We start from the raw sequence: 11,938 nt of genomic DNA, 5'->3' as shown, positions 1-11,938 counted from the left end.
GGTGGTGGACGTGACGGGGTGTCACCGCCCCTTCGCCGCCGTGCCCGCGGCCATGGCGTGCCGGGCCCGGGGGGTCAGGCCGCGGCGGCCGCGGCCTCGGAGAGCTGGGCGATCACCTTGGTGAGGCCCTCGACGACCTCCGAGTCGTCGGCCGGGTGGGTCTCGGCGAAGCGGGTCACGGAGCCGGGGACGGAAAGCTTGGCCTCCTGGAGGACCGAGGCGCCCGCGACGCCCAGGGCCTTGCGGGCCTCGTCCTGCGCCCACACGCCGCCGTACTGGCCGAACGCCGTGCCGACGACGGCGACCGCCTTGCCGGCCAGGGCCCCGGCGCCGTAGGGGCGGGACAGCCAGTCGATCGCGTTCTTCAGGACGGCCGGGATGGTGCCGTTGTACTCGGGCGAGAAGAGCAGCAGGGCGTCGGCCTCGGAGGTGGCGCTGCGCAGCGCCACCGCGGCCTGGGGAACGCCGCCCTCGATGTCGATGTCCTCGTTGTAGAAGGGCACGTCGGCCAGCCCCTCGTAGAGCGAAACCTCGACGCCCTCGGGGGCGTGCTTCACGGCGGCCTCGGCGAGCTGGCGGTTGTGGGACCCGGCGCGAAGGCTGCCGACGAGGGCGAGGATGCGAACGGACATGGCGAGAACTCCCAGGGGGTGACGTAAGAATCGGGCTAAGCGGACCGGATAAGTCTGTTTAATGTTCTACCACTTTAACCGGACCGCGGTCCACATCATAACCGGACCGGGGTCCGATTTTCTTCCGGGCGCTACGCTGAGTGCATGACCGAGCCGCTCCCGCCCCGTCTCGTCCCCCAGGACGGCCGCGGGGACCCGATGGATCTCGCCCTCATGCCGACCGGCGGGACCCCCCAGTTGCGCGCCGACGCCGCGCGCAACCGCACCCGGCTGCTGGAGGTCGCCGCCCGTCTGGCCGCCGAGCGGGGGATCGCGAACGTGACCATGGACGCCATCGCCTGCGGGGCCGGGGTCGGCAAGGGCACCGTCTTCCGGCGGTTCGGCGACCGCACGGGCCTGCTGGTGGAGCTGCTCAGCCATCACGAACAGCAGCTCCAGGCCGCGTTCCTGTCGGGACCGCCCCCGCTCGGACCGGGCGCACCTCCCACGGAGCGGCTGCGCGCCTTCGGCGCGGCGGTCATCCGCCACGAGCACGCGCACCGGGACCTGTATCTGGCCGCGCACAGCGAGCCGGGCCGGCGCCGCACGAGTGCCGCGGACCAGTTCCGGCTCGCCCACGTCCGCATACTGCTGCGCGAGGCCCGGGTGGAGGGCGACATCGAGCTCGTCGCGCACGCGATGCTCGGCTATCTGGAGACGGTGCTGGTCGACCACCTGCTCTCCCGACGCGGGATGTCGCTGGAGCGCGTCGAGGCCGGCTGGTGCGACCTGATCGGTCGGTACACGGGCCGGTGTCCCGGCTGACGCGTACCTCCGGCGGCCCATGACGGCGGCCGTCCCCGGCCCCGCGACGGCCGTGTGGACGCGCACCTTCCGGGCATCGTGAGGCGGTCCGGCCCACGCCGGCCGTGTGCCCGCCGGCGTCCCTCTGCCCGATGATGGTCGCCATGACCACGCCGAGCAGAAGAGCCGCGATGTTCGTCCCCGCGGAGCGCGACCCCCGCGTGCTCGGCCCCGCCACCGGGGACGAACGCGGCCTCCTCACCGACTTCCTCGCGATCCAGCGCACCACGCTGGAACTGAAGTGCACCGGCCTGCACGACGCTTTGGCGCAGCGGGCGGTGCCGCCGTCGACGCTCTCGCTGCTCGGCCTGGTGCGGCACCTGGCCGATGTGGAACGCCGCTGGTTCCGGCGGGTCCTGGCCGGGCAGGAGGCCCCGCCCCTGTTCTCCTCGCCGTCCGGCCCCGACGGCGACTTCTCCGGCGCGGTCCCCGACCCCGAGGTGGTGGCCCGGGCCTGGGAGGCATGGCGCGCCGAGGTCGCCTTCGCCGAAGCGTTCGTCGCCGGTGCGCCCGACCTCGACGTCGAGGGCCACGATTCCTGGCGCGGCACCGTGTCGCTGCGCTGGGTGCTCGTCCACATGGTCGAGGAGTACGCCCGCCACAACGGCCACGCGGACCTGCTGCGCGAGCGGATCGACGGGGCGGTCGGCCTATGAGGCCGTCCGGCGCAACCCCGCACCGGCGGTTCGGTACGCGGCCCGCGGGCAGGCTCCGTCGCTCCCTTCGACGCTGCCACGTTTACGCAGGTCAGCGCCGTACTATCGGACATGACAACGGTCACCGGTGCAGCCTTTGCCGGGCGGCGCCGCCATGCGTTTCACTGCGGTCGAGACATCCGACGCGAGGGGGAAGGCACAGCACATGCACGGTCACGGTCATGCGCACGGTCCGGGCGGCCACGCCGGGCACTCCCATGGCGTGGCGGCGGACGCCGACCGCCGCTGGCTGGGGGCCGCGCTCGGTCTGATCGCCGTGTTCATGGCAGCAGAGGTGACCGTAGGCGTGGTCGCCGGCTCCCTGGCCCTGATCTCCGACGCGGCCCACATGCTCACCGACGCGGCGTCCATCGTGCTCGCCCTCGTCGCGATGCGGCTCGCCGCCCGCCCGGCCCGCGGCGGCTTCACCTACGGACTCAAGCGGGCGGAGATCCTCTCCGCCCAGGCGAACGGCCTCACACTGCTTATGCTGGGCGCCTGGCTTGCGTACGAGGCCGTGCGACGGCTCGTCGACCCGCCGCGGGTCGCGGGCGGACCGATGCTGGCCACGGCACTCGTCGGCATCGTCGTGAACGTGACGGCCGCGTGGTGCATCTCGAAGGCCAACCGCACCTCACTGAACATCGAGGGTGCCTACCAGCACGTCCTGAACGACCTGTTCGCCTTCGTCGGCACCGCGGCCGCCGCGCTCGTCGTCGTTCTGACGGGGTTCGACCGCGCCGACCCCATCGCCACCCTGGTGGTCGTCGCACTCATGGCGAAGGCCGGATACGGGCTGCTGCGCGACTCCGGCCGGATCTTCCTGGAGGCGGCGCCCACCGACGTCGACCCGGACCTGCTCGGCGACCGGCTCGTCGCCCGGCCGGACGTCGTCGAGGTGCACGACCTGCACGTCTGGCAGATCACCTCCGGCCAGGCCGCGCTGTCCGCCCATGTCCTGGTGGAGACGGGCGGCGACTGCCACGCCGTCCGGCGGGACCTGGAGCGACTCCTGCGCCATGACTACGGCATCACCCACACCACCCTGCAGGTCGACCACGTCCCCGAACAGGTCCTGCAGGTGACCCTGCCCGGTGACCGGACCGCGGCCGACGGCCCCGGGCACTGCGAGGCGCCCCACGGCCCGGTGCACCGGGAGGAGCCGCACCACCACTGACGGCCACCCGGTGCCGTGCGCGGAGGCCGAGCCGTGCGCGGTCACCTCTTCTTCCAGAACGCCATGAGGTCCGCCAGTGCCCTGATGATCTCGGGGCGCTCCGACGCCTCCGCCCGCCGCAGGCTGATCACGAGGGAGAGGAGGATCATGACGACGAACAGGCCGATGGTGTAGAGGAAGAGCTGCGGAGCGGCCACGGCCACTTGCTCCAGTACGGTCCACATGTGCCGCCTCCCGGAAGGTCCCAGCCGCTGCTTCCAAGAGACTTCGTCACGGTGCGAAGACCTCAGCGAAGACAGGCGGACGCCTCGCCTCACGCAGCGCCCGCCGACTGCGAACCCACATCCTCGAGGATTCCTCGTCCAGATCGGCTGATCTTCGTGGTGCTCTGTGCGGGCTGGGGACGCCGGGCCACGGTGCCCGTGCGTCGGACCGTTGCGATACCGAGCGGCGCAGTTCCCAGGGGGAAAGGCGCTCCAACCGTTTCCGCCACCGGTCGGCAAGGTGTGGGCCCGCACGTCGAGCGGCTCGATGCCCGTGACCGCATGGTCCTGCTCCGCGACTTCGGCGCGGACGGTGTCATCGGGTCCGGCGAGCTCGGCGCCGTGGGCGGCTCCATCTCGTCGACGCCGGCGGAGGCGGGGGGCGAACTCCTCGTCGCCGCCTGACTGGTTACTTCTCGGTACAAGATATCCGCGCGGGCCGTGCCGACGGGCCCGACCCGCACATCCGTTCACCCGTAAGGGCGCTTCCCGCCCACTCGTGCGGGTATGTCGGGCACATATGCGCGGCATGGTGGGGCGCCCGTTCCTCCCTGACCTGTGGCATGCCGGACGGTGCCGTTCCTAGACTTGGAGCGGAATCCCGGCTTCTGGCGGAGTGTCCTCCGCGGGAAGGGCGGTGGCGTCCATGCCGTACGTCGTTGTGAGCGCACTGAGCCATCCGGGGCTGCTGCGCGAGCGGAACGAGGACAGCCTTGTCATCGGGCCGTGGACCCTGTGCGCCACCGTGACCGAGACCCCGCAGACCCTGGTCTTCCCGCTCGGGACACCCCTCGTCGTCGCGGTGGCCGACGGGCTCGGCGGGCACCCCGGCGGTGATGTGGCCAGTGCCCTGGTCGCGCGCCGTATGGCGACGATCGGCCCCGCCCTCGGCACCGAGGACGCCGTCCGCGACGCGCTGAACGGCTGCAACCGCGCCGTCCACGAGGCAGCCGGCGGCGACGAGCACAGCGCGCTCGCCGCCATGGGGACCACGATCGCCGGCACGGTCGTACGGCCCGGGGCCCTGCTGGCCTTCAACGTCGGGGACAGCCGGGTCTTCGCGGCCTCCCACGAGGGACTGCTCCAGGTGAGCGTCGACGACAGCCCGCCGGTCGAACCCGGGCAGCGCACCACCTCCCTGATCACCCAGTGCCTGGGCGGCACGCTCGCCTACCGCGGCATCCGCCCCCATGTGACGGCCGCGCCCCTGTCGGCCGGCGACCGCTACCTGATCTGCACCGACGGTCTGACCGATCCCGTGCCGACGGACGTGCTCGACGCGGTGATGCGGGAGCACGACGACGGCCGGGCGGCCTTCGAGCTGTGGAAGGCGGCCATCGCGGCGGGAGGCCCCGACAACATCACACTGGCGGTGGTGCGCGTCGCGGACGAGTAGGGACGCCGCCCCCGCGGACGGAGGCCGTGCGCCGGGAGGTTCCGCGGTTCCGCGGGCGGGAGACCCCGCGGCCCCTCAGACGGAGTCCGTGTCGTGCGGCGGGAAGCCGTACCGTCCCTCCAGCCGGACGAAGCACGCCCCGGTCAGCACCCGCCGCTCCTCCAGCCCCGACGCGGTGCGCACGAAACACACCACCCGCTCGCGCCCGCCCGGTCCGATCGGCTGCACGAGGCGGCCGGACGGCCGTACCTGCTCGACCAGCGGCGCGGGCACCTCCGGGAACGCGGCCGACACCACGACCGCGTCGTAGGGGGCGCGGTCCGGCACACCGCCGCTGCCGTCGCCGACCCGCAGCTCCACGTTCCGCACGCCCTGCCGCGCGAGGTTGTCCCGCGCCTGCCGGGCGAGGTCCGGCCGCACCTCGATGCTGACCACGTCCGCGGCCAGCCGGGCCAGCAGCGCGGTCTGGAAGCCGAGCCCGGTGCCGACCTCGAGGACGTGCTCGCCCCCCTTCAGACCGAGGCCCTCGATCATCATCGCCGACAGTGACGGCTGCGTCGTGACCTGCCCCTGCCCGATCGGCACGGGTACGTCCCGGTAAGCGGTGGCCACCCGCGCGGGCGGGACGAATTCCGCCCGGGGCGTCGTCCGGACGGCCTCCAGCAGCGGTTCGTTCCTGATGCCCACTGCTCGCAGGGCCCGCACGAGATCGTCGGGCCCGCCGGGTACGGACGGCACGGCGGTTCACCTCACCGCCAGCCTAGGCGGTCCTGTACGCCGCGGCCTCCCGGCGTCCGCCGGCAGGAGCACCGCCGGTGCCGCGCCCGCCGCGTGCGGGGCACCGGTCGAGCGGAGCCGGAGCACGGGCTGTGGGTGTGATCACCCGAGCAGCGGGATCTCGATCGCCGGGCACCGGTCCATGACCATCTCCAGGCCCGCGCCGCGGGTGCGCTCGTACGCGGCCTCGTCGATCACGCCCAGCTGGAACCAGACCGCCTTGGCGCCCTTGGCCACGGCTTCATCGGCGACCGAGCCGGCGAGTGCGCCGTTCACGAAGACGTCCACGACGTCGACGTCGAAGGGGATGGCCTCCAGGGACGGGTAGCCCCGCTCGCCGTGGACCGTCTCGGCCTTCGGGTGGACCGGCACGATGCGCTTGCCGAAGCGCTGGAGGACGGCCGCCACCCCGTGGGCCGCACGGCGCCGGTTCGTGGACAGACCGACGATCGCCCATGTGTCGCCCAGCTCGGTGAGGATCGTGCGGATCGTTGCTGAGTCGCCGTACACGGCCGTCCTCCTTCGACGTCCCGCGGCGCGGCACTCCCGCGTCGCCTGCTGTGGGAGCCAACAGCGGGCACACGAGGGCGATTCCCGGGGCGTCGCGGGACCCAAGCGGACACCGGGGCGTGCCGGTGCGAGCTGCCGGCTGTGCCCGCGTCCGTCCGGAACCCGCCCCTCCTCCCTGCGCCGGGGCCCCGGCCCGCCTACGCTCACCCCTGTGCTCCGTATCACCGACGCCCGCAGCGGCGAGCCCGTCGACATCCGCCCGGGCCTGACCCGCGTCCACGCGCACGTGGCCGGTGCCGACACCTCGGCCCTGCGGGTGCTGCTGGTGGCCGATGCGCTGGCCCGCGCCCTGGAACTCGGCGGAACGCCCGTCGTCGCGGTCGCCGCGCCCACCGCCGTGCTCCGGGCACGCGCCGACGACCTCGGAATCCGCCCCGGCGAGCCGGAGGCGCCGGGCGTCGGACGGGTCCTGCACGTCGTCGGGGCGCAGGGCACCGCCCCCGACGGCGTGCGCGTCGAGGTCGCCCCGGCCACCGGACCCGCCGGGGCCGACGCCGCCGCCCCGCCGTCCGCCGTGCGCCTGGCTCTGCTCGCCACCCCCCGCCGGCTTCCCGCGGACCTCGGCACCGCCGCCCTGACCGAGGCCCGGGACACGCTCGTCCGCTGGCGCAAGGCGGTCGCCTCCTGGGCGACCCGTCCCTCCAGGCCCATCCCCGAGCGGGTGCGGCGCGACCTGCGCGCGGCCTGGGAGGACGACCTCGACGTACCGGCGGTCCTGGAGGTGCTGCGGCGCGTGGAGAGCGCCGACGACATCCCGGACGGGGCGCGCTTCGAGACGTTCGCCCACGCCGACCGGCTGCTCGGTCTCGACCTCACCCGCGAGATCGGGGCCGGGCCGTGATCATCCGCGCCGCGGCGGGGCCGCTGCGCCGGCTCGTCGTCCTGCGGCACGCCAAGTCCGCCTGGCCCGCCGGGGTCCCCGACCACGAGCGGCCGCTCACGCCGCGCGGCCGCCGGGACGCCCCGGCCGCCGGGCGCGCTCTCGCCGAGGCCGACTGCCTGCCCGACCTCGCGCTGTGCTCGACGGCCGTCCGCGCCCGCCAGACGTGGGAGCTGGCCTCGGGCCAGTGGGGCACACCGCCGCCCGTGCGGCTGCAGCCCCGGCTGTACGCCGCCGACGTGCCGGACCTGCTCGGTTGCGTGCGCGAGGTACCCGCGGCGGTACGGAGCGTGCTGCTCGTCGGACACAACCCGGGCCTCACGGACCTGGTGCTCACCCTCGCCGGGGACGGACTCGACGACACCCTGGAGCGGGTCCGCGCCAGGTTCCCCACCTCCGCGATCGCCGTGCTCGCCTGGCACGGCGGCACCTGGGAGGCACTCGCCCCCGGCACGGCACTCCTGACGGACGTGATCGTGCCGAGGGGCAAGAAGCCCAGGAGCGCCGCGTAGCGGCCGCCGACCCGCATGGATGCGCGGGCGGCGCTCCTGGCCGGGCTGGGCGCGGCGCGGCACCCCGTGCGTGACCGGGGCGGCCTCGCCGTCCCCGAACACCAGGAAGCGCAGCAGATGGCTGGCCAAAGCGCCCTCGGCCCAGTTGCAGTAGGCGTGCGGCACCTCGCCGGTGCGGTCGCGCAGCTCTGGGGGCCACGGCAGCAGCCGCTCCAGCATGGAGATCGAGCCCTCGCCGTGCGGGCTTTCGTGGGCCACCCGGCGGTACACCGGCAGCGCGCCGAGCAGGGTCAGCGCGATCAGTGCCGGCGCCGCGAGCGGCGACGGGAACCCGGCCGCCAGGGCGGCGATGCCGGGCCGGTAGCCCAGCGTGGAGAAGTGGTCCACCCCGGTCGGGCACATGACACCCCACCAGGCGTGGCCCTCGTGCCCGGTGTCCGGGGCGGCGTGCGGGCCCGGGTGCCGGGCCGTCCGGCCGCTCAGGCATCCGGGAGCCGGGCCCGCGGGCGGGCCATGACGGTGGAGGGCCGGGGATCGTTGGGCTCGGCGGGGTCGGGGCCTTCTGCCTGTACGCCGGTCATGCTGCGGTCTCCCCGCGATCGCTGACGGACGTCCGGACAACGACGGGCGAGTACCCCCTACGTGGTGAACGCGCCGGTGCCGGGCCGGTTGCCGCAGAAGGGAGGCCCGGACGCCTCGTGCCGCACGCGCGCGCGGCGGGTGACACGTCCAGGGTCCCGGCCCTGGTGCGGCCCGCGTCCGGGCGCCGCATACCCTGGCCTGATGCAGGACGAGTACCGCACAGTCGCCCGCGCGGGCGTGCACGAGACCGAGGTCAACCGCTCCCGCTTCCTGTGCGCCCTCGCCCCGGCCGCCACCGAGCAGGAAGCCCAGGACTTCGTCGCGGGCGTCCGCAAGGAACACGCCGACGCCACCCACAACTGCTACGCCTACGTCATCGGAGCCGACGCCGCGATCCAGAAGGCGAGCGACGACGGCGAACCGGGCGGCACCGCGGGCGTGCCCATGCTGCAGATGCTGCTGCGCCGCGACATGCGGTACGTCGTCGCCGTCGTCACCCGCTACTTCGGTGGCGTCAAACTCGGCGCGGGCGGACTCATCCGGGCGTACGGAGGAGCCGTGGGTGAGGCGCTCGACGCGCTCGGCACGGTCACCCGGCGCCGCTTCCGGCTCGCCACGGTGACGGTCGACCACCAGCGCGCGGGCAAGGTGCAGAACGACCTGCGGGCCACGGGCCGCGACGTGCGGGAGGTGCGGTACGGGGAGGCCGTCACGATCGAGATCGGGCTGCCGGACGCCGATGTGGACGCGTTCCGGGCGTGGCTCGCCGACGCCACCGCGGGCACCGCGGGATTAGAACTGGGCGGAGAGGCGTACGGCGACGCGGACTCAGGACGGTGACGGTCCCGGGGTGAGCTTCTCCCTGCCTATCCGCGTACCCGGCCGACAGATGCTCACGACCCCGTCGTGGATCACATAGCGGTACGGGTCGTTACGGGTCTCGTAACCGTTCCTGGAAACTGAGCGGGAGTGAGTCCTGTCGCCAGGACCCGTGCTCAGCCGAACGCCCCGAACGGTGTCGGGCGTTCTGGTCCCCGCTTTCGCTCCGCATCCGGCGCGCTCGGATCGTGTCCGTGGCCCGGGGACGCGGGGGCGGGTTCCCTCACGACCCCGGGTGCCCGGTCGGGCCTGGGCGGTCCGATGCCCACGACGATCGCTCCGGTCGTCGTGGGGCGGTGCCGTCCGTCGCCGGATCGGTGCCCGGGGGACGCGCCTGCCGATCGCCACGGCTGCGGCGTCGTGGCGAGTGGTCCCGAGGGCCGGGACGCGCCGTCCGAGGGCCAGGAGGCGTGGTCCGAGGGCCGGGACGCGCGGCCCGAGGCCCAGGAGGCGGGGCTCGCTGCGCCTCGGGGCGCGGTCCGATACAGGAGTGACCGCCCGTGATGTCGGACCCGGCCGTTAGTCTCGGGGATCATGAGGCTGCTGCACACTTCCGACTGGCATCTGGGCCGGGCGTTCCACCGGGTGGACATGCTCGGTGCCCAGGCCGAGTTCATCGCCCACCTAGTCGCCACGGCGTGCGAGCGGAGCGTGGACGCGGTGGTCGTGTCGGGGGACGTGTACGACCGCGCGGTGCCGTCGCTCGCCGCCGTCGAGCTGTTCGACGAAGCCCTGCACCGCCTCGCCGACGCGGGCGTGCCCACGGTGATGATCTCCGGCAACCACGACTCCGCGCGCCGCCTGGGCGTCGGCGCCGGGCTCCTCGGCCGCGCGGGCATCCATCTGCGCACGGCGCCCGCGGCCTGCGGGGCACCGGTGGTGCTCGCCGACGCCCACGGCGACGTCGCCCTCTACGGCTTGCCCTACCTCGAACCGGGTCTGGTGAAGGACGAGTTCGGGGTCGAGAAGGCGGGCCACGAGGCGGTGCTCGCGGCCGCCATGGACCGGGTCCGCGCCGACCTCGCCACGCGCGCGCCGGGCACCCGTTCCGTCGTCCTCGCCCATGCCTTCGTCACCGGCGGCGAACCCAGCGACAGCGAGCGCGACATCACCGTCGGCGGGGTCGCCGCAGTGCCCGCCGGCGTCTTCCACGGCGTGGACTACGTGGCCCTGGGCCATCTGCACGGCAGCCAGACCATCACCGGGCGTGTGCGCTACTCCGGCTCCCCGCTGCCGTACTCCTTCTCGGAGGCCGATCACCGCAAGAGCATGTGGCTCGTCGACCTGGAGGCCGACGGCTCGGTGACGGCCGAGCGCGTCGACTGCCCGGTGCCGCGGCGACTCGCCCGGATCCGGGGGCGGTTGGAGGAGCTGCTCGCGGACCCCGGTCTTGAGCGGCACCGGGAGGCGTGGGTCGAGGCCACCCTCACCGACCCCGTGCGGCCCGCCGAGCCCATGGCGCGGCTGGCCGAGCGCTTTCCGCACACGCTCAGCCTCGTCTTCGACCCGGAGCGCGGCCCGCGGGACGCCGGCGTGTCCTACGCCCGCCGGCTGGCGGGCCGCTCCGACCGGCAGATCGCCGAGGACTTCGTGGCCCATGTGCGCGGAGCGGGCCCCGACCCAGGCGAACGGGCGCTGCTTCAGGACGTGTTCGACGCGGTACGCGCGGACGACTCGATCCGCGAGGCCGCCCGGTGAGGGCCGCCACGGCCGGCGGTGAAGGGGGGAGGAACCGATGAGGCTGCACCGGCTCGACATCACCGCCTTCGGCCCCTTCGGCGGTACTCAGACGGTCGACTTCGACGAACTGTCCGCCGCCGGACTGTTCCTGCTGCACGGACCCACCGGCGCCGGCAAGACATCCGTCCTGGACGCCGTGTGCTATGCGCTGTACGGGGCCGTGCCCGGCGCCCGGCAGAACGGTCAGGGCATGACCCTGCGCAGCGACCACGCCGCGCCGGGGACGCGCACCGGGATCCGTCTCGACCTGACGGTCGCCGGGCGCCGGCTGGAGGTCACCCGGCTTCCGCCCTGGCAGCGCCCGAAGAAGCGCGGCACGGGCACGACCACCGACAAGGCGGAGAGCCGGTTGCGCGAGTACGACGCGACGGGCGGAACCTGGAAGGACCTCAGCCGCTCCCACCAGGAGATCGGCGAGGAGATCACCCGGCTCCTCGGCATGAGCCGGGACCAGTTCTGCCAGGTCGTGCTGCTGCCCCAGGGCGACTTCGCCCGCTTCCTGCGCGCGGACGCCGAGGCCCGCGGCAAGCTGCTCGGCCGCCTCTTCGACACCCACCGCTTCGCCGAGGCGGAGAAGCGCCTCGCCGAGCGGCGCCGCACCGCGGAGGCCGACGTGCGCGACGGCGACGCCGCGCTGCTTGCCGACGCACACCGGATGCAGCAGGCGGCAGGCGACGCGCTGCCGCTGCCGGACCTCACGCCGGGCGACCCCGGGCTCGCCGACGCCGTCCTGAGCTGGGCCGCCGTCGCCCGCAGCACGGCCCGTGAACGGCTCACCGTCGCGCAGTGCGCGCGCACGGCCGCCGAGTCGGCGCGCGCCACCGCCGAGCGCCTCCTGGACGACGTACGCGAACAGGCGCGGCTGCAGTGCCGATTCGCCGAGGCCCGGGAGCGGGCGGCGCTGCTTCAGGACGGCGCCGAGGCCCATCGTCGGGCGCAGGCGCGCATGGAGCGCGCCCGCAAGGCGGAGGCCGTGGCGCCCGCACTGGATC

Annotated in this window: 14 protein-coding genes and 1 pseudogene; 10 read left to right on the top strand and 5 right to left on the bottom strand. The window is 74.2% G+C overall.

Features of this window, described 5'->3' with window-relative positions:
- Nucleotides 1-74 precede the first annotated feature (74 nt).
- Entirely contained in the window at nt 75-632 is a 558-nt protein-coding gene (locus ACFSL4_RS03510) for an NADPH-dependent FMN reductase (RefSeq protein WP_381078269.1), read from the bottom strand.
- Between the two features lie 144 nt (nt 633-776).
- On the opposite strand from ACFSL4_RS03510, the gene ACFSL4_RS03505 reads away from it, so the two are divergent.
- From ACFSL4_RS03505 to ACFSL4_RS03495, 3 genes are all read left to right on the top strand, one after another.
- Nucleotides 777-1,436 carry a TetR/AcrR family transcriptional regulator gene (locus ACFSL4_RS03505; RefSeq protein ID WP_381078267.1) on the top strand — a complete coding sequence of 220 codons (660 nt, stop codon included), beginning with the start codon at nt 777-779 and terminating at the stop codon, nt 1,434-1,436.
- 143 nt (nt 1,437-1,579) lie between these two features.
- Entirely contained in the window at nt 1,580-2,131 is a 552-nt protein-coding gene (locus ACFSL4_RS03500; protein WP_381078265.1) for a DinB family protein, read from the top strand.
- Nucleotides 2,132-2,336: 205 nt separating this feature from the next.
- Nucleotides 2,337-3,347: a cation diffusion facilitator family transporter gene (locus ACFSL4_RS03495; RefSeq protein ID WP_381078263.1), complete on the top strand. Its 1,011-nt coding sequence runs from the start codon at nt 2,337-2,339 to the stop codon at nt 3,345-3,347.
- Nucleotides 3,348-3,388: 41 nt separating this feature from the next.
- On the opposite strand, the gene ACFSL4_RS03490 is transcribed toward ACFSL4_RS03495, so the two are convergent.
- Nucleotides 3,389-3,571 (bottom strand): hypothetical protein, encoded by a 183-nt coding sequence (locus ACFSL4_RS03490; RefSeq protein ID WP_381078261.1) that lies wholly within the window; start codon nt 3,569-3,571, stop codon nt 3,389-3,391.
- 282 nt (nt 3,572-3,853) lie between these two features.
- Between ACFSL4_RS03490 and ACFSL4_RS03485 the strand changes: the two genes are divergently transcribed.
- Nucleotides 3,854-4,015 (top strand): hypothetical protein, encoded by a 162-nt coding sequence (locus ACFSL4_RS03485; protein WP_381078258.1) that lies wholly within the window; start codon nt 3,854-3,856, stop codon nt 4,013-4,015.
- Nucleotides 4,016-4,256: 241 nt separating this feature from the next.
- Nucleotides 4,257-5,006, top strand: a complete 750-nt coding sequence (locus tag ACFSL4_RS03480; RefSeq protein ID WP_381078256.1) for a PP2C family protein-serine/threonine phosphatase — start codon at nt 4,257-4,259, stop codon at nt 5,004-5,006.
- Between the two features lie 75 nt (nt 5,007-5,081).
- Here the strand turns inward: ACFSL4_RS03480 and ACFSL4_RS03475 are convergent, their stop codons facing one another.
- Complete coding sequence (locus ACFSL4_RS03475; RefSeq protein WP_381078254.1) at nt 5,082-5,744, bottom strand: protein-L-isoaspartate(D-aspartate) O-methyltransferase; 663 nt, start codon at nt 5,742-5,744, stop codon at nt 5,082-5,084.
- A 141-nt stretch (nt 5,745-5,885) separates the two neighbouring features.
- Nucleotides 5,886-6,293: a CoA-binding protein gene (locus ACFSL4_RS03470; RefSeq protein WP_381078252.1), complete on the bottom strand. Its 408-nt coding sequence runs from the start codon at nt 6,291-6,293 to the stop codon at nt 5,886-5,888.
- Nucleotides 6,294-6,504: 211 nt separating this feature from the next.
- On the opposite strand from ACFSL4_RS03470, the gene ACFSL4_RS03465 reads away from it, so the two are divergent.
- The 3 genes from ACFSL4_RS03465 (at nt 6,505) to ACFSL4_RS03455 (ending at nt 9,167) form a co-directional block, all read left to right on the top strand.
- Entirely contained in the window at nt 6,505-7,194 is a 690-nt protein-coding gene (locus ACFSL4_RS03465; protein ID WP_381078250.1) for a hypothetical protein, read from the top strand.
- The gene (locus tag ACFSL4_RS03460; RefSeq protein WP_381078247.1) at nt 7,191-7,745 is read left to right on the top strand and encodes a SixA phosphatase family protein; all 555 of its coding nucleotides are present in this window, start codon (nt 7,191-7,193) and stop codon (nt 7,743-7,745) included. The genes ACFSL4_RS03465 and ACFSL4_RS03460 overlap by 4 nt, the downstream gene beginning before the upstream one ends.
- Nucleotides 7,746-8,528: 783 nt before the next feature.
- Nucleotides 8,529-9,167, top strand: coding sequence for a YigZ family protein (locus ACFSL4_RS03455; RefSeq protein ID WP_381078245.1), 639 nt, complete (start codon nt 8,529-8,531; stop codon nt 9,165-9,167).
- A 91-nt stretch (nt 9,168-9,258) separates the two neighbouring features.
- On the opposite strand, the pseudogene ACFSL4_RS03450 reads toward ACFSL4_RS03455, so the two are convergent.
- Nucleotides 9,259-9,578: pseudogene (locus ACFSL4_RS03450) on the bottom strand (hypothetical protein); the annotation flags it as partial.
- A gap of 162 nt (nt 9,579-9,740) precedes the next feature.
- Between ACFSL4_RS03450 and ACFSL4_RS03445 the strand changes: the two are divergent.
- The gene (locus ACFSL4_RS03445; RefSeq protein WP_381078242.1) at nt 9,741-10,904 is read left to right on the top strand and encodes an exonuclease SbcCD subunit D; all 1,164 of its coding nucleotides are present in this window, start codon (nt 9,741-9,743) and stop codon (nt 10,902-10,904) included.
- Nucleotides 10,905-10,941: 37 nt separating this feature from the next.
- Nucleotides 10,942-11,938 (top strand): AAA family ATPase (locus ACFSL4_RS03440; RefSeq protein WP_381078239.1); only part of this gene is annotated, 997 nt, incomplete at its 3' end.

The sequence above is a fragment of the Streptomyces caeni genome (assembly GCF_042678285.1).
In the GTDB taxonomy this organism is placed as follows: domain Bacteria; phylum Actinomycetota; class Actinomycetes; order Streptomycetales; family Streptomycetaceae; genus Streptomyces; species Streptomyces caeni.
The sequence above is the reverse complement of the archived record's forward strand: the minus strand, read 5'-3'. Positions and strand labels throughout refer to the sequence as shown.

Bases quoted from the DNA above. Each gene is read 5' to 3' on its own strand.
- ACFSL4_RS03510 (WP_381078269.1), bottom strand. From the start codon at position 632: ATGTCCGTTCGCATCCTCGCCCTCGTCGGCAGCCTTCGCGCCGGGTCC.
- ACFSL4_RS03505 (WP_381078267.1), top strand. From the start codon at position 777: ATGACCGAGCCGCTCCCGCCCCGTCTCGTCCCCCAGGACGGCCGCGGG.
- ACFSL4_RS03500 (WP_381078265.1), top strand. From the start codon at position 1,580: ATGACCACGCCGAGCAGAAGAGCCGCGATGTTCGTCCCCGCGGAGCGC.
- ACFSL4_RS03495 (WP_381078263.1), top strand. From the start codon at position 2,337: ATGCACGGTCACGGTCATGCGCACGGTCCGGGCGGCCACGCCGGGCAC.
- ACFSL4_RS03490 (WP_381078261.1), bottom strand. From the start codon at position 3,571: ATGTGGACCGTACTGGAGCAAGTGGCCGTGGCCGCTCCGCAGCTCTTC.
- ACFSL4_RS03480 (WP_381078256.1), top strand. From the start codon at position 4,257: ATGCCGTACGTCGTTGTGAGCGCACTGAGCCATCCGGGGCTGCTGCGC.
- ACFSL4_RS03455 (WP_381078245.1), top strand. From the start codon at position 8,529: ATGCAGGACGAGTACCGCACAGTCGCCCGCGCGGGCGTGCACGAGACC.
- ACFSL4_RS03445 (WP_381078242.1), top strand. From the start codon at position 9,741: ATGAGGCTGCTGCACACTTCCGACTGGCATCTGGGCCGGGCGTTCCAC.